This window comes from Streptomyces roseolilacinus, from assembly GCF_014649335.1.
Classification (GTDB): Bacteria; Actinomycetota; Actinomycetes; order Streptomycetales; family Streptomycetaceae; genus Streptomyces; species Streptomyces roseolilacinus.
This window is the reverse complement of the sequence record NZ_BMSV01000002.1, coordinates 22860-44671: the sequence shown is the minus strand read 5'-3', so window position 1 is coordinate 44671 and position 21812 is coordinate 22860. Positions and strand designations below refer to the sequence as shown.

Sequence of the window (21812 nt, the reverse complement as noted above, 5' to 3'; positions counted from 1 at the left end):
AGTCCCGTGGTCACCGGGTCACGGTCCACTTCTGGTGGACGGCTCCGGTGCACGTCCAGATCTGCAGCCGGGTGCCGTTGGCGGAGCTGCCGCCCGTGGCGTCCAGGCACTTGTCCGCCTGCGGGTTGACCACGTCGCGGGCGGCCGGGACCGCCCACTGCTGCGCGGCGGTGCCGTTGCAGTCCCACAGCTGCACCGGTGTCCCGTCGGCCGTGCCGCCCGACGCCACGTCCAGGCACTTGCCGAGCGCGCGGATCGTCCCGTCGGCGCCGACCGTCCACCGCTGCGCGGCGGTGCCGTTGCAGTCGTGGAGCTGTACGGCCGTGCCGTTGGCGGTGTTCCCGCCGGCCACGTCCACGCACTTGCCGCCGACGCCGGTGATGGGACCGCCGCCGCCCGGTTGTCCGGTGTTCGTGCTGACCCGGACGTAGTCGACGAGGAGCTGCTGGGGGAAGACCGTGCTGCCGTCGGGGTCGCCGGGCCAGTAGCCGCCGACCGCGAGGTTGAGGATCAGGAAGAAGGGCTTGTCGAAGACCCACTGGCGTCCGCCGAGGTCGGCGGGGGTGCGTCGCTGGTAGACGGTGCCGTCGACGGACCAGGTGATCGCGTTCGGGCTCCAGTCGACGGCGAAGGTGTGGAAGGCGTCGGCGAACGCCTGGCCGCCGGGCAGGGTGTACCCGGCGCCGATGCCGCCGGAGCCGGAGTAGCCGGGGCCGTGGAGGGTGCCGTGGACAGTGGAGGGTTCGAAGCCCACGTTCTCCATGACGTCGATCTCGCCGGAGGCGGGCCAGCCGACCTGGCCGATGTCGTTGCCGAGCATCCAGAACGCGGGCCACATGCCCTGCCCGCGCGGGACCTTCATCCGGGCCTCGACGCGGCCGTACGTGGTGGTGAACCTGCCGGCCGTGTTCAGCCGGGCGGAGGTGTACTCGCACCGCCCGTACCAGCACTGGTAGTTGCCGGGGTTCTCGCGGCGGGCGGTGATGACCAGGTGTCCCCGGCCGTCGAGGGCGGCGTTGCGGTTGCCGGCGGTGTAGTACTGCCGCTCGTGGTTGGAGACGTTGTCGCCGGTTTCGGTCTGCCACTTCCCGCCGTCGACGGCGGAGCCCGCCGGCCCGTCGAACTCGTCGGAGAACGTGACGGCGGCCGGTGAGACCGCGGCGCCGCGTGCGGAGGGTTCCGCGGGGTGCGCGGGGGCGCTCCGGGCCGGTCCGGTGGTCAGCGACGCGAGGGCGAGGACCAGGGTGAGGGGCAGCAGCAGGCGTCGGGTCAGGCGCGGGGAATCCATGACTCTCCCTTCGGGGAGCGTGACGAGGAAGACCCGGTACGACATGGACATGACATAGATGGGGGCACACGGGGCCCGATGACGCCGCGCCGACCGGGGTGGGGGGTGACTCGCTGGGGGCAGGGCTTAATTCACTACGTGATTTAAGAAGTGAACTCTGGACCTGTCAAGGGCCTGGTCTGGACCGGACCCCGTGAAGACCACCGCCCGCCCCGCGCCCCGGCGGGCGGGTCCGCGCTCCTGGTACGGGACGGCCGGCCGTCCCGTACCAGGGGCGCGCGTCGCGTCCGGGCAGGGGTCAGGACGAGGAGCGCCCGGAGGTCCGCCCGCCGAGGGGACAGCGGGTCAGGAGGTCCGCGGCGTCCGCCCCGGCGGGTGGTACGACGGTGCGGGAGGCGGGGGGCCGGTGTCCCGCGACGAGCCAGTCCTCCAGCGCGGTGAACGCCGAGCGGTGGCAGGGCGTGAGCGGACGCAGCTTGTCCGGGAAGGCGTCGACGAGGGCGTCGGTGTGGGTGCCGCCCTCGATCCGGTAGTAGCGGTGGAGGTGACCGCGGCCGGCGTCCTCCACCATGCGGGCGTAGACGTCCGAGACCCGGCTGATCGGGAGCAGGACGTCGAGGGTGCCGTGCAGGGTGACCAGCGGCTTGCCGATCCTGCCGGTGAGCGCGACCTTCCGCACGGCCCGCCTGACCTCCTCGGGGCGCGCCGCGTAGTCGTAGTCGGCGTCGCAGGCCGGGGTGCCCGGCGCGCAGTACGGCGTGCCGGCCTCCAGCGCGCCGTCGTAGCCGGGGTCGAACTCCTCGCGGTAGACGCGCTGGGTCAGATCCCAGTAGACCCGGTGGTGGAACGGCCAGAGGAACTCCGAACCGGCCGGGAACCCGGCGGCGTGCAGGGAGTTCCGCGCCCGTTCGGCGTCCGCGCCGCCCGCGGCGTACACGGGGTGGTCGCGCAGCGCCCCGGGCAGGAAGTGCAGCAGGGTGGGGCCGTCGGGGCGCCACAGGGTGCCCTCCCAGTCGACTCCCCCGTCGTAGAGCTCGGGACGGTTCTCCAACTGCCAGCGCACCAGGTAGCCGCCGTTGGACATGCCGGTCGCCAGGGTGCGCGACGGCGGGCGCAGGTAGCGCTGGGCGACCGCCGCGCGCGCGGCCCTGGTGAGCTGGGTGAACCGGTGGTTCCACTCGGCGACGGCGTCGCCCGGCGCCTTCCCGTCCCGGTGGAAGGCGAGGCCGGTGTTGCCCTTGTCGGTGGCGGCGTACGCGTAGCCGCGGGCGAGGACCCAGTCGGCGATGGCGCGGTCGTTGGCGTACTGCTCGCGGTTGCCGGGGGTGCCGGCCACGACCAGGCCGCCGTTCCAGCGGTCCGGCAGGCGGACGACGAACTGGGCGTCGTGGTTCCAGCCGTGGTTGGTGTTGGTGGTGGAGGAGTCGGGGAAGTAGCCGTCGATCTGGATTCCCGGGACGCCGCTGGGGACGGCCAGGTCCTTCGGGGTCAGCCCGGCCCAGTCGGCCGTGTCGGTGTGGCCGGAGGCGACCGTCCCGGCCGTGGTCAGCTCGTCCAGGCAGGCGGCCCGCTGGTGCTCGGCGCCCGGCACGCGCACCTGCGCCAGGCGCGCGCAGTGGCCGCCGCCACCGGGCGTGGCCGTGGCCGTGGTTGAGGCCGTGGCCGTGGCCGTGGAGGGGGCGAGGACGACGGCGGCCAGGGCGAGGGCGGCCGGGACGCTCCGTTTCCAGGAGCGTGGTGTGGAGCCGCGGGAGAGACGCATCAACTGCCTCCGGGGTCGATTGCGGGGATGCGCGGGAGGTTAGGCCGCCGCGTGCGCCCTGACCCATGGGTCCGCGACCCACCGTCCGGCTGCGGTCGGTGGCGCGGGCCACCACATCGAAGCCCGCCCGACGCGAACGGGTCTCCCCCGGCCGCACGTCCGGCGGCCTTCCCGGCACCCCGGGTCCGGGGGCGTACCGGAGCCGCCCGAGGGCTCCGGGGCTCCCGGCCTACACGCCCGGTCGCGGGCGGGGCCATGGACAGCCGTCACACAGGGCCTCCCCCCGCCCTGTTTGCCGCGTCCATGTCAACAAGGCCGGGCCGCCCGGATGATGCACCCCACGCCGACAGCCGGGCACCGCCCCGCCACCGGACCGAGAACGCGTCCCCCACCGCAGGAGGCAGCCGACATGGGACAGCACCGTCCACCGCACCGCTCCACGAGGGGCCGCCGCGCCATCGAAGGCGTCCGCCGCCGGGTCGCCGCCGCGGCAGGCGCCCTCGCCCTCGCCACCGGCCTGGTGGCGGCGGACCCGCAAGCGTCCGCCGCGGGCCTGATGGCGGCGGGCCCGCAGGCGTCCGCCGTAGCCCCGGTGGCGGCGGGCCCGCAGGCGTCCGCCGCGGGCCTGACCCAGGTCACCGGGTTCGGCACCAACCCCGGCAACCTGTCCATGTACGTGTACGCGCCCGACGCCCTGCCCTCCGGCGCGCCGCTCGTGGTCGCCCTGCACGGCTGCACGCAGAGCGCCGGCGACTACCACGCCCACTCGGGGTGGCCGAAGTACGCCGACCTCTACGGCTTCGCGCTGGTCTTCCCGCAGACGAGCAGCGCGAACAACGGCAACTCCTGCTTCAACTGGTTCGAGCCGGGCGACAGCGCGCGCGACCGGGGCGAGGCGCTGTCGATCAGGCAGATGGTCGACGCGGCGGTCTCGCGGTACGGCAGCGACACCCGGCGCGTCTACGTCACGGGCCTGTCGGCCGGCGGCGCCATGACCGCGAACCTGCTCGCCGCGTACCCCGACGTCTTCGCGGGCGGGGCCGTCGCCTCCGGGCTGCCCGCGCACTGCGCCGGCAGCGTGGCCGCGGCCTACTCCTGCATGTACGCCCCGCAGGACAGGACCCCGGCCCAGTGGGGGGCCCTCGTGCGCGCCGCCGCCCCCGCCGGCACCACCTCCTGGCCGCGGGTGGCGATCTGGCAGGGCACCGCCGACACCACCGTCCGGCCCGCCAACGCCACCGAGCTGCGTGACCAGTGGACCGACGTGTGGGGTGTCGGCCAGACCCCCTCCCGCACCCGGAGCCTCGCCGGGGGCACCACGCTGAGCATCCACGACGACGCCTCCGGCCGGCCCGCCGTCGAGGTCTACTCGGTCCCCGGGATGGGCCACGGGCTCGCGGTCGATCCCGGCGGCGGCACCGGGCAGTGCGGCACCACCGGCGCCTACTACCTCGACGCCATCTGCTCCAGCCACCACACCGCCCTCTTCTGGGGGCTGGACGGCGGTGACGGCGACGGCGACCAGGGCACCGGGGCACTGCCCGCCCCCACGGGGCTGACGGTCACCGCAACCACCGACACCACCGCCGCGCTGCGCTGGAACGCGGTTGCCGAAGCAACCTCGTACGCCGTCTTCCGCGGCGGTGCGAAGGTGGGCGTCACGACGTCCACCGCCTACACCGACACCGGTCTGGCCACCGGCACGACGTACGGCTACTCCGTGGCCGCCGTCGACTCCGCGGGCGCCGCGGGAGCGCTCTCCCCGGTGGTCACCGCGACCACCACCGGGTTCACGCCCACGTGCCACACGGCGAGCAACTACGACCACACCGTCGCCGGACGGGCCCGCGAGAGCGGCGGACACACCTACGCCAAGGGCTCCGACCAGCCCATGGGGCTGTGGAACACGTTCGTCACGCACACGCTCAGGCAGACCTCGCCCGGCCACTACGTGATCGCCGACTCCGGCTGCGCCGTCCGGGCGGAGACCACCGGCGAGGCCCCGGACGACGCCGTCCCCCACCGGCGCGCCCCCGGCCCGGGCCGCTAGGGGAACCCGGCGGGGGTGGGGGCGGCCCGGGGGGCGGGAGGACGGCCTCTGGTCGGGCAGGCGGCCCGGTGGGACGTGCCGGGGGCCGCGAGGGCGTGGCGGCCGGGGCGGGGCGGGCGTACCGGGCGCTCACCGGGTACGGGCGAAGGCCGCCCGGGTGCGTACCCGGGCGGCCTTCGGGGGGCGTGCCGGTGTTCCGGCTCCGACGGGGGCTCAGTGCGCCGCGGTGAGCGGCTTCTCGCTCTCCGCGGCGAGGCGCTCCAGGCCGCTCTGCGTCTTGAGCGGCTTCTCCTTGACGAACAGCACGGCCACCAGGGCCAGCAGCGCGAAGGGCGCGCCGGCGAGGAAGACGTCGGCGGTCGCGTTGCCGTAGGCCTGCTCCACGACCTCGCGTGCCTGCGCGGGGAGCACCGTGAGGTCGGGGATGGCGTGGCTGCCGCCGTCCCCGGCCGCCGCGCCACCGAGGCCCTTCTCGATCTCGCCGGTCACCCGGTGGCTCAGGACCGCGCCGAGCGCGCTGGTGCCGACGGCGCCGCCGAGGCTGCGGAAGAAGGACAGGACGGAGGTGGCCGCGCCCAGTTCGGTCGCCGGCACGTCGTTCTGCGCGGCGAGCACGAGGTTCTGCATCAGCATGCCGACGCCGACGCCGAGCACGACCATGTAGAGGGCGAGGAGCCCGAACGAGCTGTCCGCGCCGATCGTGGCCAGCAGGCCCATGCCCGCGGTCATGACCACGCCGCCGGCGACCAGGAAGGCCTTCCACTTGCCGGTCTTGGTGATGATCTGGCCGGCCACCGTGGTCGACACCATCATCCCGAGGATCATCGGCAGGCTCATCAGGCCCGCGACGGTCGGGGACTTGCCGAGGGAGATCTGGAAGTACTGCGAGAGGAAGACCGTGCCGCCGAACAGCGCCACACCGACGAGGAAGCTGGCCAGGGTGGTCAGGGAGACCGTCCGGTTGCGGAAGATGTCCAGCGGGATCATCGGTTCCTCGACCCGCGACTCGACGAGGACGGCCAGGCCGATCAGCACCGCGCCGCCCGCCACGAGGGCGAGCGTCTGCCACGACATCCAGGCGAACTGGGAGCCGCCGAGCGTGACCCACAGCAGCAGGGCGCTCACGCCGGACACGATGAGGAACGCGCCGAGGTAGTCGACCTTCGCCTTGCGGCGGACGACCGGCAGGTCGAGCGTGAGCTGGAGCAGCACGATCGCGAGGACCGCGAACGGCACCCCGATGAAGAAGCACCAGCGCCAGCCCAGCCACGAGGTGTCGACCATCACGCCGCCGATCAGCGGCCCGGCGACGGTGCCCACGGCGAACACGGCGCCGAACAGGCCCGAGTAGCGCCCGAGTTCACGCGGCGGGATGATCGAGGCCATCACGACCTGGGCGAGCGCGGTGAGACCGCCGGCGCCGATGCCCTGGACCACGCGGCTGATGATGAGGACCGTGACGCTGTCCGAGAAGCCGGCGACGAGCGAGCCGACGATGAACATTCCCAGCGACAGCTGGATGAGCAGCTTCTTGTCGTAGAGGTCGGACAGCTTGCCCCAGATCGGCACGGTGGCCGTCATGGCCAGCAGCTCCGAGGTGACCACCCAGGTGTACGACGACTGGCTGCCCCGCAGGTCGGTGATGATCCGGGGCAGGGCGTTGGCGACGACGGTGGACGCGAGGATGGCCACGAACATTCCGGCCATCAGGCCGGACATCGCCTGGACTATCTGGCGTTTCGTCATGGACGGGGACGCCTGGGGGGCAGGCGTCTCGGCGGCGGACATCGGTGGGCGTACCTCGGTTCTCTGAGGGTCGGTTCCCCGGGAGGGAAGGACGTGTTCACCGGGGACCTTCGGGGGTCCCCGGGCAGGTGAGGGGGGCGGGGCCGGCGCGGCGTCAGTCGCGCAGCGCTCCGGCGACCGCGGCGAGTTCGGCGAACGCCTCGTCGTGGAGGGCCCTGAGCGGCCGGGTGCGGCCGGTCGCCGTCCAGAGCTCGACGGCGGACCGTACGGCGGCGAGGGCGGTGTGGACGAGCAGCCGCGGGCGCAGGTCCGTGCGGGCGTCCACGTCCAGCCGTTCGGCGACCGCCGCGATCAGCGCCTGCTCGTCGGCACCGCGCGCCGCGAGGAACCGCGGGAAGAGCGACGGGCTGTTCCCCAGCACCGTGCACTGCAGCTCCCACCGGTCGTGGCCGTCCTCGATGTGCGTCAGCTCCTCGGCGATGGCCTCGCGCAACACGCTGAGGGTGGACCGCTCCGGCGGGGCTCCGACGATCGCGCGGCAGGTCCGCGCGGTGCTGTCGGGGGCGGCGACGAGGATCGCGTCCTCGAGGTGGCCGAAGTAGTTGAAGAACGTCCGTACCGAGACGCCGACCTCCGCGGTGACCGCTTCCACCGTCACCTGGTCGAGTCCGCGCTCCGCCGCCATCCGCAGCGCGGCGGTGGCCAGGGCGTCACGGGTCGCACGCTTCTTGCGCTCGCGCAGGCTGACGGACGGGTCGGAGGGGGTCACGAAAATGCATACTATGCAAAAATGCATGGTCTGCAAAACGGACGGACGCGGGGGATGCGGGCAGGTCCGGCCGGAACGACCGCCCCGCCGGGGCGCACCTCCGACCGGGAGACGACACGACGGCGGACGGTGCTGACGGGGGACGGTGCTGAGGGAGGACGGTGCTGAGGGGGCAGCGGACGGCGCCGAGGGGGGCGTGCCGGCGAGGTAGCGCGCGGGCACGGGCAGGAACGGCGCGAGGCGGGGACGGCACGCCCCGGTGCCGGGGTGCCCTTCACCGCACCCGCGCCGCCGCGCCGCCGTGCCATCGGCCGGAACGGCGGAGTGCCACCGGCCGGGCCTCACACGTGGGTCCCGGAGCGCGGGCGCGGTCTCCAGCCCGCGCTGTCCGACACCTTGACGGACCGTCACTCCAGCCACATATTACGTACCAGTCAGTACGCACCAGTGACTGCGCGCAGTGCCCCGCGGCAACGGCAGGCGGACGGGACCGCCTGCCGCAGCTCCGCCCGCCCCCGGCCTCCCGCCGACCGGAGGGCGACACCCCCGCCCCCGCCCCCCGTCACGAGAGGCACCGCCATGCGCTTCGCCCCGTCGAGCCGCCGCGTCCGCGCGGCCGTCGCCGCCACCGCGGCCGCCCTGACCGTGACCGGCCTCGGTGCCGGTCCCGCCTCGGGCGCCGAGACCCCGGTCGACCGCTACGTCGCCCTGGGCGACTCGTTCGCCTCGGCAGCCGGCGTGCCGGACCAGGTCGACTCCGCGTGCGCGCGCTCCAGCCGCAACTACCCCGCCCTGGTGAACGCCTCGCTGACCCCCGCCGCCCACCGGGACGTCACCTGCGGAGGGGCCACCACCGTGCACATGACCTCCTCCCAGAACGCCTCCGCGCCCCCGCAGTTCGACGCGCTGAGCACCGACACGGACCTGGTCACCCTCACCATCGGCGGCAACGACATCGGCTTCGCCGACATCATCGTCCGGTGTGTGAGCCTCGGCCTGTTCAACCCCTTCGGATCACCGTGCAAGAACAGCTACACCTGGACCGGTACCGATCGGCTCGCCGCCACCATCGACGCCACGGCCCCCAAGATCGCCGCGACCATCGACGGCATCCGCCAGCGCGCGCCGCACGCCAGGATCCTGGTCACCGGCTATCCCGCGATCCTGCCCGACGACGGCACCAACTGCCCCTCCGTCGTCTCGATAGCCCGGAAGGACGCCCCCTGGCTGCGGGACACCCACAAGCGCCTGAACGCCATGATCGCCACCCAGGCCGCCGAGCACGGGGCCGTGTACGTCGACACCTACACCAGGTCCATCGGCCACGACGTCTGCAAGCCGTCGGGGACCCGGTGGATGGAACCGCTCGTCACCGACGCCGCCGCGCCCTTCCACCCCAACGCGGCCGGTGAGCGGGCGATGGCCGACGCCGTCCTCGCCGCCACCCCCTGACCGGTCGCCGGCGCGCCCTGACCGGTCGCCGGCGCGTCCGGCGCCGGCGGGCCCGGGCCCGTCCGGGGCACGTGCGCCTCCGTCGTTATCCCGTTGCCGACCCGTGCCGCCCTTCGGTCGAATGCCTCCATGACTGCTCACGGCGATCAATCCGACCACACGGAGCTGAACCGGCGTTACTGGGAGGACAGGGCGGCCGCCTGGCACGGGCCGCTCGCCCGCGACCAGTGGTCGCTGCCGGAGCCGTGCTGGGGTCTGTGGGGCACTCCGGAGGCGCGGGTCCGTGTGCTGCCCGACGACCTGGCGGGGATGCGCACGATCGAGCTGGGCTGCGGCACCGCCTACGTCTCGGCGCGGCTCGCCCGGGCGGGTGCCCGCCCGGTCGGGGTCGACTTCTCGGAGAAGCAGCTCGCCACCGCGCGTGCGATGCAGGCGGAGTTCGGCATCGGCTTCCCCCTCCTCCTCGGCAGGGCGGAGGAGGTGCCCTGCGGGGACGCCACGTTCGGGCTGGCGATCAGCGAGTACGGCGCCTCCCTGTGGTGCGATCCGCACCGGTGGATCCCGGAGGCCGCCCGGGTCCTCGTGCCCGGCGGCCTGCTCGTGTTCATGCGGTACTCCCCCCTGTTCGCGTTGTGCGCGCCGCCCGGGGGCCGGGCGTCCACGACCCTGCTGCGCGGGCAGTTCGGCCTGGGCCGGCTGGAGTGGGGGGAGCGCACCGAGTTCGTCCTGCCGCACGGCGAGATGCTGCGGCTGCTGCGGTCCCACGGCTTCGTCGTGGAGGACCTGATCGAGGTCCAGGCGCCCCGGCCCGCGCACCGGGACTACGCGGAGGTGTCGGCGGACTGGGCCCACGAGTGGCCCAGCGAGGAGATCTGGAAGGCACGGCTGGCCGGGTGACCTCCCCCACGGCGCCCCTCCGGCCGCGGGGGTGCGGCGGTCACCTCCGGGCCGCCCTCCCCGCCCCCGGCGAGGAGGGCGGCCCGCTCGTGCGCGGCGGCGATGTCCGTCCGGGAGGCGACGTCCAACTTCCGCATGATCCGGGCCACGTGGTGCTCCACGGTCCGGGTGGACAGGACCAGGCTCTCGGCGATCTCGCGGTTCGCCCGCCCCTGGGCGACCAGCCTGGCCACCTCCTCCTCCCGGGGGGAGAGCCGGTCCCCGTAACCGAGGCGCCCGCGGCGGTGCGTGGTGACGATGTCGTGGCGGCGCAGCAGCCGGTGGCAGCGGGCCACGTCCCAGCGCGCCCCGAGGTCCTGGTAGGCGGCGACCACGCCCCGGACGGTCGCCGCGGCCTCCTCCTGCCGGTCGTGGAGCATGCACCGCCCCCGGGCCTCCGCCGCCCGGGCCGCGTCGAAGGGACGGCGGAGCCGCCGCCACGCGGCCTCGGCCCGGGCCAGCAGCTCGGCGGCCTCGCCGGTGCGGCCGTCCGCCTCCGCCAGCAGGGCCCGGCACACCGTCAGCGCGGCCCGGGCCGCGGGGGCGTCGCGGTCGGCGGTCCCTGCCGCGAAGTCCTCGACGAGCCGGTGCGCCCGCTCGCCCTGCCCGCTGCCGCGCAGGGCCTCGACGGCGGTGGGGACGACCTCGGTGGCCCACACCCAGCCGCCCGTCCGGTCCAGGTGGTGCAGGGCCGTCTCCACCGCGTCGCAGGCCTGCCCGGGCCGCCCCGCCTCCAGGTGCAGCCGGGCGGTGGCGGCGGCGGAGGCGGTGAGGATGACCCCGGTGTCGTAGCGGGTGGTGCGGGCGGCCTCGGCGAGGTCCCGCCGGGCGGTGGGCACGTCACCGAGGACGTGCAGCGCGGTCAGCCCGCGTACGAGCATGGCCTCGGCGGTCAGGTCGGGTATCTCCCGGTACGCCCGGCTGACACGGTCGGCTTCCCCGTGCAGGCCCTCCCACCGCCCCTCGTGCCAGTCGACGACCAGGCGAGCGGTCTGCGTCAGCCCTTCCAGGTACGGGCTGGAGGTGGTGGCGAGCCCGACGACGGCACGGTCCAGGAACTCCCGGGCCCGCGCGGTGTGCCCGAGGGCGGTGGTCGCGTGCGCCAGGTTGGCCCACCCCCGGGCGTACTGGGCGGCCTCCAGGGCGGAGGCGGCCGGACGGCGCAGGGCGTCGGCGGCGGCCCACGCCCGCTCGTCGCCCAGGAGCATCAGGGCCGTGGCGCGGTTCGCGGCGACCGCGGCACGGGTCGCGGGCTCCGTCACCGTGCCGCCTGCCGTCTCGATCCTCTCCAGCCAGGCCAGGTGGTGGCTGACCGGCCACCCCTTGAGGGAGGGGATGGCCGCCACCGCCATGGCGCGAACGGCGGTCTGCGGATCGGACGCCTCCAGGTCGGGGATGGCACGGGCGATCTCGGTCAGGCTGTCGAGCGGCGCGGTGCTCTGGTTGCGCAGGATGACGCTCAGGTGGAGGCGGATCTCCCCCCGCAGCCGGGGCGGTGGGGCGTCCTCGTCCAGGACCCGCCGGACGGCGTTCACCACATCGTCGCCGGCCCGGGCGAGTTGGGCGGTGCGGGCGAGTTTCACGGCGGTGCGGACACGGGCCCCGGCCCGGGGTTGCTCGGTGACCGCCCGGGTGTACAGGGCGGTCGCGGCGGCGTAGTCGCCCTGGGCGGCGGCTCGGTCGGCGGCCGCCACCAGGTAGCGCAGGGCCTCCCGCGTCCGCCCGGCCGCGCGGTGCAGACGGGCCAGGTCGGCCAGCGGCAGCGGACCGCCCAGCCGGTGCAGCGCACGTACGGCACGCAGGGCGAGCCGTTCCGACCGGGGCCCGGCGATCTCCTCGTGGACCGCCTGGCGGTCCAGGGGGTGCCGGAACCCCACCTGCCGTCCGTCGGCCCGCAGCACCGAGCGCCGGACCGCGAGCGACACGGCCCGTTCGGCGTCCCCGGCCGCCACCCCCGCCACCTCGGCCAGCACGTCCCCGGTGACCGGCCGGTCGAGGACCGCCGCCGCCTCCACCATCCGGTCCGCCTCCTCGGTGAGGGGCCCGCGCCGCCGGGCCATGTCCCGCCGGAGACTCGGCGGGACCCCGGCCGCCCGCACGTCCGCCACCCCGACCGGCCCGCCGCCGGAAGCGGCCGGCCCACCTCGTCCGACCGCCCGCAGCAGGGCCTCGACCGCGCCGGGCAGCCCGCCCGTACGCGCGTGCACCAGCTCGGCGAGACCGGGCCCGGCCGCGCGCCCGCCGAACCACCGCCGGACGAACTCCCCCGTCTCCTCCGGGTTCCACGGCCGCAGGGTGACCTCCTCCACCCGCACCCGGTGCCGGGCGCGGACGCCCAGGACGGGCAGGCCCGGGGCGGCGCGTTCGGTGACGACCAGGCGGAGCGCCGGCGGCATCGCCTCCGTGAGCCGGTGCAGCAGGTCGAGGGTGCGGGCGTCCGCCGCGTGTACGTCCTCCACGACCAGCACCGTCGGCCCCAGCGCCGCCAGCAGGGCCCGCACCCCGCGTGCCAGCAGTCCCTGCCGCAGCGCCGGGTCGGACTCCTCGGGCGGCGGCGGCAGCCGGTCCGCCAGTTCGGGGACCACCCTCCCCACGATGCCGGTCACCGGCGGCAGGAGGACGCCCGGCCGGTGCGGCAGCCCGGCCAGCGCGTCGGCGACCGCGGCGAGGGGGGCCCCGGCCGCCGGCTCGGGGCACGTCCCGCGCAGGTGCGCCCAGTCCGCGCACACCGGATCGGCCAGCAGTTCGTCCACCAGTCGGGACGCGCCCGCCCCGGCCTCCCCCCGGACGACCACCACGCACGGGCCCTGCGCGAGCACCGCGCGGAGGAGAGCCGTCTCGGCGTCCCGCCCGACGAGGCCGTCAAGGCCGTCAAGGCCGTCAAGGCCGTCAAGGCCGACGGGAACGACAGGACTTTCCACTGGCTCCTCCTCCACTCCGTCCGTCCACCGGCCGCCGGCCGCCGGCCACGGCCCGCGACCGCGACCGTGACCGCGCGGGACGGGTGGTGGGTGGTCTACCGGCTTGTTCCCACCGGTGCAATAGGGGTCCGTCACCTATCGGTTCACGGGAGAAGCCGGGCCCCTCCGCCGAGCGCCGCCCCGTTCCCGGCTCCCCTCCCCGCCCCACTCTTTGGGTAGCGCTACGGATTGCCCGGCTCCCGCCGTCTGGCCGAAGCTCTGGGCCGTCGGGCAACGTCCTCGCCTCACACCCGCGGTCCCTGACCGGCGGGACCGGGTGCCGGGCGGCGGCCGTTCCCACACGGCCGTACGACGCGGCCCGACCCGGTGCCGCGCGAAGTCCCCTTCGTGCGGCGCCCGCCCCCCACCGCTCGCGGACACCGGCACGGAGAACGGAGACCGGACGCCGATCGCGTCCTTGTCATGACCTCGACAATGTCGGGACCCCGCGTTCCGCCCGTCGGCCCCGCGACGTGCACCACCGCCGGACCAAGCCGGTCCGGACCGCTCTCAAGGGAGAAACCATGGAGTTCGACGCTCGCACCGTCCGGCGACTGCTCGCCGTCGGTGCCAGTGCCGCCTTGCTCGTCGGGGCCGCCACCACCGCCGGGGCCGCCGCGACCGCCCCCGTACCGCCCGGAGGCGAGGGCCGGATCGTCGGCGCGGACCGCGCCGGGGCCATCGAAGGCTCCTACATCGTCACCCTCAAGGACTCGGTCGCCCGCACCGACATACCCGCCTCCGCGAAGGCCCTGGCCAAGCGGCACGCGGGCAGCCTGCGCCACACCTACACCGCCGCCCTGCGCGGCTTCGCGGTCGAGATGACCGAGGAGGAGGCGAGGGAACTGGCCGCCGACCCGTCCGTCGCCCGGGTGGAGGCAGACGGCGTCGCGTACGCGGCCGACACCCAGACCAACCCCCCGTCCTGGGGCCTGGACCGGATCGACCAGCGCTCCCTGCCGACGGACTCCCGCTACACCTACGGCACCACCGCGTCCAACGTCACCGCGTACGTCGTGGACTCCGGCGTCCGCCTGAGCCACCGGGACTTCGGCGGCCGGGCGGTCAGCGGCTACGACTTCATCGACGACGACTCCAACGCCTCCGACTGCCAGGGCCACGGGACCCACGTCGCCGGAACGGTCGGCGGCAGTTCGTTCGGCGTCGCCAAGGGCGTCAAGATAGTCAGCGTCCGCGTGCTGAACTGCCAGGGCAACTCCGGCAGCAGCTGGGCTCCGGTCCTCGCCGGCATCGACTGGGTCACCAGGAACGCGGTCAAGCCGGCGGTGGCCAACATGAGCATCGGCGGCGGGAAGAACCAGTCCGTCAACGACGCGGTGGCGGCCTCCATCGCCACCGGGGTCACCTGGGTCGTCGCGGCGGGCAACAACAACGCCGACTCCTGCCAGTACTCCCCCTCCTCCACCCCGTCGGCCATCACGGTCGGCGCCACCAACAGCAAGGACGCCCGCGCCACCGGCTGGAACAACGGCCAGGGCTCCAACCACGGCTCCTGCCTGGACATCTTCGCCCCGGGTGACTCCATCGTCTCCACGTCCCACTCGGGCGACACCGCTTCCCGGCCCGACAGCGGCACCTCCATGGCCTCCCCGCACACGGCGGGCGCGGCGGCTCTGATCCTCTCCGCGAACCCGACGTGGTCCCCGGCCCAGGTCCGCGAGAAGCTGGTGGCCGACGCCACGGCGGACAAGGTCACCGACGCCCGCGCGGGCTCCCCGAACCGCCTCCTCCACACCGGCGCCGGCGGCACCACCCCGCCGCCCACCGGCGCACGCTTCGAGAACACCGACGACCACCCCGTCCGCGACAACGCCACCGTCGAGTCCCCGCTCACGGTGACCGGCGTCAGCGGCAACGCCCCCTCCGGCCTGTCCGTCACGGTCGACATCCGCCACACCTTCCGCGGCGACCTGAAGGTGGAACTGGTCGCCCCCGACGGCTCCGCATACCTGTTGAAGGACTACAACACCAACGACAGCGCCGACCACGTCCAGGCCACCTACACCGTCAACGCCTCCAGCGAGGTGGCCAACGGCACCTGGAAGCTGCGCGTCACCGACAACTGGACCAACGACACCGGCTACGTCAACGCCTGGTCGCTCCAGTTCTGACCCCGCGCCGCCCGGCACCCTCCCGCGCCGCCCGGCACCCTCCCGTGCCGGGCGGCGCCGCCTTCGGCCGGGCCGCACGGCCGGCCGTCAGCGCCGCACGGTCACCGGGACGGTGGCGGAGTCCACGAGGCGGCCCTCCTCCGGGGAGTCCCAGAAGGCGGTCAGGACCCCGGCGCCCTCGCGCGTGGGCTGGAAGGCGACCGTCAGGTCGAAGGTCCCGCGCGTGCCGCTGCCCGAGGAGGCCATGCCGTGCACCTTCGCCGCGGTCCGGCCGGCCGCGTCGGTGAGCCTCAGCCCGAAGGACGCCTCGAAGGTGTTCGCGGTCCCCCACGCCCTGACCGGGCTGCGGACGGTGTCGCCGATCATCGGCGACTCCACGAGCACGGCGGGCGTCAGGTCCTCGAAGTCGGCCCGGCCGACCGGCCGGGTGAGGTCGACGCCCTCGCCGCCGAAGCGGGTGACCGGCTTGCCGTCGAGCGCGAACCGCACCGACCTCACCGAGGGGAAGCGCGTCACCGTGAAGACGACCTGCGCGAGCCGGGACCGCATCGACCGGGAGCCGCGCCCGTCGTCGTACCGGCCGGACAGGTCGACGGTGGCGACGCCGCCGCGTACGGCGAGGGACCTCAGCTCCGTCCCCGTCGGGATCGCCGTGGCCCGGCCGTGTCCGCGTTCGAAGCCGCTCGGCCCCGACAGCAGGGCGCGCAGGGCGCCCGCCGCGGTGGCGGGGGTGGCGACGGCGCGGGGGGCGGGCGACACCCGCTCGCCGTGCAGGAAGTAGACGGCGACCCGCACCTGCTTGCCCCCGGCGGGCGGGGTGGTGGGCTGGGCCGTGGCCGGGGTGGTGGGCGCGGGCGGGGTGGCGCGGCCGGGGGAGGCCGCGCCGGACGCCGGCGGTGGGGCGGTGGCGGCCGGGTCCGCCGGCGTGGACGATCCGGTGCGCGGCACGCCCGCGGGCACGGTCGCCCCGCCGGCGCCCGCCGCGCACGCCGGGAGTGTGAGCGCGAGGGCCAGCACGGAGGCGAGTGGCGCCGTCCGTGCCCACCTGGCCTGCGTGGATGTCGTACGGGCCCGAAATGCCATGGCAGCCTCCTCCGACCCCTCAAGGGCACGTCTTCCCGCTGTACGGGGAATGGTCGGGTACCCCATGTTCCGCGCCCTGTAGCCGCGTTCGGCCTTCGTCATCCGTAAGTGTCCGGATCGTGGGCGTACGGAGCCGGGAGACCGGCGCCCCCCGGCCGGACGCGGCCGGCGACCGCCGCTAGGAGGGCGCCGGGTAGGAGGACACGATCTTGCCGCGGCCGTCGGCGGCGAGGTAGCCGGACGCCCGGTACTCGTTGGAGAGGTAGAAGCGCACGGTCGGCTGGTCGGCGTTGAACGTCCACCGGTCGACGATGACGTACCGCAGGTTCGGGTCGTCCACGTTCAGTTCCTTCTCGCCGCGGCGCATGAGCGCGGGGAGGGTGTCCCAGGCCAGGGCCGCCGCGTCGAACGGCTGCTCGTCGGGGGCGTCGGAGTCGATGGTGCCGCCCGGACCGGTCCTCCTCGCGACGCCGTCGCGGTACTGGTACTCGTCGTACGTCTTCGCGCCCGGCTTGGTGGGGATGTCGGCCAGCGCGTAGTCCTCGTAGACCGTCACCTCCTTGACCTGCGGGTTGCCGCTCGCCTCGCGGAACGCCCCGAGGACGGTGCGGATGTTCGCCGTGGTGAGGAGGGTGCCCCTGGTCCCGGCGCGGGGGCCGCCGGCCGACGGGGACGCCCCGGTGCCCGGCACGGTGCCGCGCGTGTCGGACGCCGGGGAGCGCGGGGTGGAACTCGCCGACGGGGCGGCCCCCTTGCCCCCGCCGGCCGCGCCTCCGCCGGACGGCCAGTTCAGGGCGGTCACGACCACGGCGGCGACGGCCACGGCCGAGGCGAGGGAGAGGACGGCCGCACGGCGGCCCGCCGGCCGGCGGGCGGGCGGCACGGGCGGCCCGAACGCCCCGTTCGGCGCGGTGGCGTGCGGCGTCCAGGTCGAGGCGTGGGCCTGCGGCCCCGCGTACGCGGGGTGCGCCCCGTACGGCGCCGCGCCCGGTCCGTGTGACGGCCCGTGTGACGGCCCGTGGGACGGCACGGTCGCGGCGTGCGGGGCGTGGCCGGGGGCGGTGGCGTGGCCGGGGGCGGTGGTGGCGGATCGGCCGTCCTGCCGCTGGTCCCGCCGCGGGCCCGGCCGCGCGTCCTGCCGCGGGTCGCCCGCCGGTGCCGTGCCCGACTGGCGCGCCGACGCCTCCCGCAGCAGCCGCTCCAGCTGCGCGCCGTCGGGGCGCCGCGCGGGGTCGCGGACCAGCAGCCGGTCCAGGACGGGGCCGAGCGCCCCCGACCTGACCGGCGGCGGGACGGGGTCGTCCAGGACGGCGACCACGGTCGCGAGGCTGGTCGCCCGGCGGAACGGGTGGTGGCCCTCGGCCGCCACGTACAGCAGCATGCCGAGCGACCACAGGTCGGAGGCCGGGTTGCCCTCCTCGCCGCGCACCCGCTCGGGCGCGATGAACTCCGGTGAGCCGATGAGGTCGCCGGTCGCGGTGAGCCGGGACGTCGCCCCGGACAGTTCGGCGATGCCGAAGTCGGTCAGGACGGCGCTGCCGTCGGGGCGCAGCAGCACGTTCGCGGGCTTGACGTCGCGGTGGTGGATGCCCGCGGAGTGCGCGGCGCGCAGCGCGGACAGGACCTCCAGGCCGAGCCTGATCACCTCAGGCACGGGCATGGGCCCCTGGGCGAGCCGGTCGTACACGGAGCGTCCCTCGACGAGCTCCATGACGATCCAGGGGTGGGAGCCGTCGGCGGGGTCGACGATGTGGTGGATCGTCACGACGTGCGGGTTCGACAGCCGGGCCAGTGCCCTGGCCTCGCGGATCGCCCGCTCGCGCAGCTGCGCGGCGAGGCCGGGGTCGGCCTCCTCGACGGCCGGGTCGGGCGGGCGGACCTCCTTGAGCGCGACCTCCCGGTCCAGGGCGACGTCCCGTGCCCGCCAGACCGTGCCCATGCCGCCGCTGCCCAGGCGGGAGACCAGTTCGAACCGTGCGTCGACCAGTGGTCTGCCGCCCTCACTCATGCTCATGGCCGGTCATCGTAGGGGGCCTGGGCGCACGTCTGTGCGGCAGAGTCCGGGAACCCGGTGCCGGGGCCCGTACGGGATCCGCCGCGCACGCGCCGTGCGCGCCGCCGCGCGAGCCCGGGAGGCACGTTGACCGTGGCACCGTGCCCCTTCCCGCCGCGCGAGCCCGGGCGGCACGCGCCCCGGCTCCCGGCGTGCGAGGGGGGCGGCGCCCCGGAGCACGTGGCCCCGGGACGCCGCCCCCTGCCGTCAGGGCGTCACTTCCCGCGGTACGCGTCGTGGACGTCCAACGAGGAGCGGTTGCCCTGCTTGTCCACGATCAGGGCGCGGAAGGAGATCCCCTTGCCCTGGTCCGGGTTGCGCACCGCTGCCTTGCCGTACGCCACGGTGAGCGCTTTCCAGCTCTTGCCGTCGTCGTAGGAGGCGTACACGGCGAGGGACTTGAGGTTCCCGCCCGCCGCGGCGCCCTGCACCGTCAGCGGCACGAGCTGGACCTGCCGGGCCGGGGCGGTGCCGTCGAGGCCGACGGCGGCGCCGAAGCGCACCGTGGAGGCGGGCAGCCGGGTCTCGGCCGTCGTCTCCCCGGAGGAGAACTCCCAGCTCGCGTCGATGCGCGTGGAGGTCGCCGCCACGGCGGGGTCGCGTGTGACGGACGTGGCCAGCCAGTACCGGGCGCTGCCGGCGGGCACGGTGAAGGGGGCGCGGTCGACCGGTCCGTCGCTCTCCGCGATCTTCACCCCGTCGCGGTGGAGCGTGGTCCGCGCCGACGCGTGGAGGGTGCGGCCCGCGTGCCCGTGGCCGTCGGAGAAGAGCGGTACGTCAGCGGAGATCTCGTTGCCCTTGCGGGAGAGCGCGTACCGGGAGTCCAGCCGGGGGGCGAGGACCGCGGTGTTGAAGACCTCACGGTAGGTCTGCCCGCCGCGGTACTCCTCGGGTTCCTCCGGTGCGAAGCTCGCCTCCGTGACCCAGCCGTCCCCGCTGCGGCCCATCTGCTGGAAGCCCGTGTTCCAGCGCGCCCCGTCGAGCGCCGACAGGTACAGCGTGTACGCGGCGGGAAGCTGCCGGAGGGGCGAGGAGGGCGCGAGGAACGCCGGCGGCGCGCCGGGGACGGTGGCCGAGGGGAAGAGGGCGCCGCTCTTGCCCGGGACGGAGGCGCCGAGGCCCACCCGCACGGTGGCCAGGTCGTTCACGCCGAGGTGCCGGGTGTATCCGGTGGCGAACCGGTCCGACCGGCCGCCCAGCGACACGTGGTACTCCTTCGCGCCGTTGGTCCACGTCCCCGACCACAGGTGGGCGAGCCCGGAGGTGACCGGCGGGCCGAGGTGCGCGGTGCGCAGGCCCCCGAACGAGCGCATCGCGAGGAAGGTCGTCTGGCCGAACTCGCCCTGCTCGTAGGAGAAGCCCACGAAAGCGCTCTCCAGTGTCGCGTCGGGGTCCGGGACGGTGATGTCCACCGGCTTCGTCGTCCGCGCGTCGAGGGTGACCGTCTGCGCGCCCGTGACCTCCAGCACCGGCTGGACCAGCCAGTTCGTGCCCGTCTCGGGGTCGTCGATGTGGGAGTCGAGGAAGTAGGTGCCCTTCGGCAGGCGGGCCGTGGTCGTGCCCGAGGTGTCCGAGAGGTACGCCTCCTCGCGGTACAGGCCCTCGGTGGAGCCCCTGACGACCGTGCTGTAGCTCGCGGCGGTCCCCCCGTCGCGGCCGACGTGGTCGAACGTCACGTCGTAGGACTCGATCTCGCGCTCCACCACCGCCGGGGTGCGTACGCTCCACTCGCCGTCGCCGGCCAGGACCCGCACGGAGTACAGGCCGTCGGCCGTGCCGCCGATCCGGGTGTCCGCGGTCAGGTCCACGGAGGCGGTGCCGCCCGCGGGGACGGTCACCTCGTCGGCGCCCAGGGTGAAGAACCCGTCCGGGGCGGGCCCGCCCCGGGGGTCGCGGGCGTCGAGCGCGAGGGCGAGGGTGACGGGTTCGTCGCCCGTGTTGCGGTAGGTGACCTTCCTGGTCAGGACCGGGTCGTCGGCGTGGGGCCACTGCGCGACGCCGAAGTTCAGGCCCGACTGCTGGGCGAACACGGTCTGCCGCAGCGCCGCGTCGACCCGGATGCGGCCGGTCCCCCCGTCGAGGAGGCCGTACGGGCCCTCCTCGGCGGATCCGGTGAGGGCGCCCTTGAGTTCGGCGTACGTCCACTGCGGGTGCCGCTGCTTGAGGATCGCGGCGGCGCCGGCGACGTGGGGGGTCGCCATCGACGTACCGGAGAGCGTCAGGTAGCCGTCGGGGCCCTGGCCGTGCCGGTCGGCCAGGACGCTGCCGGGGGCGGCCGCCGCGGTGACGTCCACGCCGGGCGCGGTGACGTCGGGTTTGACGCCCCCGTCGCCGGTGCGCGGGCCGCGGCTGGAGAAGTCGGCCAGCGCGCCGGAGTCGTCGACCGCGCCGACGGTGAGCGCGGCCTCGGCGCTGCCCGGCGACTCCACCGAGGAGGCGCCGGATCCCGAGTTGCCGGCCGCGACGGCGAAGAGGACGCCGGTGTCGGCGGAGATCCGGTCGACGGCCGCTTCCAGCGGGTCCAGTTCGGGGGTGTCGGTGCCGCCGAGGCTGAGGTTGACGACGTCGGCGCCCTGGGCGACCGCCCACTCGATGCCCGCCAGGATCTGGGAGTCGCTGCCGAAGCCGTCGTCGTCGAGCACCTTGCCGCTGAGCAGTCGGGCCCCGGGGGCCACGCCCCGGTGGGCGCCCCCGGACGTGGCGCCCGTGCCGGCGGCGATGGAGGCGACGTGGGTGCCGTGCCCCTGCCGGTCCTCGGCGTCGGCCGCCGACGAGAAGTTGCGCTCGGCGACCACCTGGCCGGCGAGGTCCGGGTGCGTGGCGTCGACGCCCGTGTCCAGGACGGCGATCCGGACGCCCGTGCCGTCGTACCCGTCGGCCCACGCCTTCGGCGCGCCGGTCTGCGGCACGCTCCTGTCCAGGCTCGCCCGGCGGCCGCCGTCGAGCCAGACGCGGTTGACGCCGGGTGCGGGCGCGGCGGGGGCGGCGCCGCGGGTGTCGGTGAGCGCGGACCACAGCGCCCCGGCGTCCGTGAGGGGGGTCTGGACGGCTTCCGCGTTCAGCGCCCTGAACGTCGTGCGGACCGCGCTGCCCCCTGCCTCGCGTACCTCGGAGCGGGCGGCCGGGGCGGAACCGCTGTACTGGACGATCACCTTGAGGCCGCCGCGCTGTGCGGCGGCGGTCTCGGGGCGGGTCAGCTCGGTCAGGTCGAACAGCCGCCGGTCGAGCTTGCCCGTGGCGATCAGGCGTTCCGCGTCGGCGGGCACCACGAGGGTGCGCCCGCCCAGGACGCGTGTCCAGACGGGGATCTTCTCGCGGCCCTCGCCGTGTTCGATGCGGACGGGCCTGCCGCTGCCGTCCACGCTCACCCGGTCGCCGGTGATCAGCGTGACGCTCGTCAGGGGCGCGGCGGCCCCGACCGCCCGGGCGGGGCCTTCGGTGCCCGCGGGCACCGCCCCGGCGGGGGCGCCGAGGCCCGTGGTGAGGGTGGCGGCGGCCGTGGCGAGGGCGAGGGCCCCCGTTCGGCGTCGGGTCCTCCGTGGGGATCTGTACAACTCTTCTCCTGGTGAAAGGGGGGTCGT

Annotated in this window: 12 protein-coding genes; 4 read left to right on the top strand and 8 right to left on the bottom strand. The window is 75.2% G+C overall.

The genetic code is table 11. The annotated features are described in order from the left end of the window. Nucleotides 1-10 precede the first annotated feature (10 nt). Complete coding sequence (locus IE106_RS04480) at nucleotides 11-1288, bottom strand: glycoside hydrolase family 16 protein (protein WP_189530062.1); 1278 nt, start codon at nucleotides 1286-1288, stop codon at nucleotides 11-13. 298 nt (nucleotides 1289-1586) lie between these two features. Next, nucleotides 1587-3050 (bottom strand): 3-hydroxybutyrate oligomer hydrolase family protein, encoded by a 1464-nt coding sequence (locus IE106_RS04475; RefSeq protein WP_189530060.1) that lies wholly within the window; start codon nucleotides 3048-3050, stop codon nucleotides 1587-1589. Between the two features lie 556 nt (nucleotides 3051-3606). Here IE106_RS04475 and IE106_RS04470 point away from each other — a divergent pair. Beyond that, nucleotides 3607-5100: an extracellular catalytic domain type 1 short-chain-length polyhydroxyalkanoate depolymerase gene (locus IE106_RS04470; RefSeq protein ID WP_229840136.1), complete on the top strand. Its 1494-nt coding sequence runs from the start codon at nucleotides 3607-3609 to the stop codon at nucleotides 5098-5100. Between the two features lie 213 nt (nucleotides 5101-5313). On the opposite strand, the gene IE106_RS04465 is transcribed toward IE106_RS04470, so the two are convergent. Together IE106_RS04465 and IE106_RS04460 are read right to left on the bottom strand one after the other, a co-directional pair. Continuing rightward, nucleotides 5314-6846: an MDR family MFS transporter gene (locus IE106_RS04465; protein WP_229840026.1), complete on the bottom strand. Its 1533-nt coding sequence runs from the start codon at nucleotides 6844-6846 to the stop codon at nucleotides 5314-5316. A 154-nt stretch (nucleotides 6847-7000) separates the two neighbouring features. Continuing rightward, nucleotides 7001-7615: a TetR/AcrR family transcriptional regulator gene (locus tag IE106_RS04460; protein ID WP_229840024.1), complete on the bottom strand. Its 615-nt coding sequence runs from the start codon at nucleotides 7613-7615 to the stop codon at nucleotides 7001-7003. Between the two features lie 579 nt (nucleotides 7616-8194). On the opposite strand from IE106_RS04460, the gene IE106_RS04455 reads away from it, so the two are divergent. Both IE106_RS04455 and IE106_RS04450 read left to right on the top strand, forming a co-directional pair. Further along, nucleotides 8195-9067 (top strand): SGNH/GDSL hydrolase family protein, encoded by an 873-nt coding sequence (locus IE106_RS04455; RefSeq protein WP_189530053.1) that lies wholly within the window; start codon nucleotides 8195-8197, stop codon nucleotides 9065-9067. A 129-nt stretch (nucleotides 9068-9196) separates the two neighbouring features. Next, nucleotides 9197-9964, top strand: a complete 768-nt coding sequence (locus IE106_RS04450) for a class I SAM-dependent methyltransferase (RefSeq protein WP_189530049.1) — start codon at nucleotides 9197-9199, stop codon at nucleotides 9962-9964. Here the strand turns inward: IE106_RS04450 and IE106_RS04445 are convergent. Further along, nucleotides 9889-12924, bottom strand: a complete 3036-nt coding sequence (locus IE106_RS04445; RefSeq protein ID WP_268255278.1) for a LuxR C-terminal-related transcriptional regulator — start codon at nucleotides 12922-12924, stop codon at nucleotides 9889-9891. The genes IE106_RS04450 and IE106_RS04445 overlap by 76 nt on opposite strands. 563 nt (nucleotides 12925-13487) lie before the next feature. On the opposite strand from IE106_RS04445, the gene IE106_RS04440 reads away from it, so the two are divergent. After that, nucleotides 13488-15095 carry a S8 family peptidase gene (locus IE106_RS04440; protein WP_189530047.1) on the top strand — a complete coding sequence of 536 codons (1608 nt, stop codon included), beginning with the start codon at nucleotides 13488-13490 and terminating at the stop codon, nucleotides 15093-15095. Nucleotides 15096-15182: 87 nt separating this feature from the next. On the opposite strand, the gene IE106_RS04435 is transcribed toward IE106_RS04440, so the two are convergent. The 3 genes from IE106_RS04435 to IE106_RS04425 all read right to left on the bottom strand — a co-directional run bounded on the left by IE106_RS04435 (nucleotide 15183) and on the right by IE106_RS04425 (nucleotide 21785). Continuing rightward, nucleotides 15183-16178, bottom strand: coding sequence for a GerMN domain-containing protein (locus IE106_RS04435; protein WP_189530045.1), 996 nt, complete (start codon nucleotides 16176-16178; stop codon nucleotides 15183-15185). Between the two features lie 178 nt (nucleotides 16179-16356). Continuing rightward, nucleotides 16357-18192: a serine/threonine-protein kinase gene (locus IE106_RS04430; protein WP_229840020.1), complete on the bottom strand. Its 1836-nt coding sequence runs from the start codon at nucleotides 18190-18192 to the stop codon at nucleotides 16357-16359. Between the two features lie 254 nt (nucleotides 18193-18446). Continuing rightward, nucleotides 18447-21785, bottom strand: a complete 3339-nt coding sequence (locus IE106_RS04425; RefSeq protein ID WP_189530042.1) for a S8 family peptidase — start codon at nucleotides 21783-21785, stop codon at nucleotides 18447-18449. Between the last annotated feature and the right edge of the window lie 27 nt (nucleotides 21786-21812).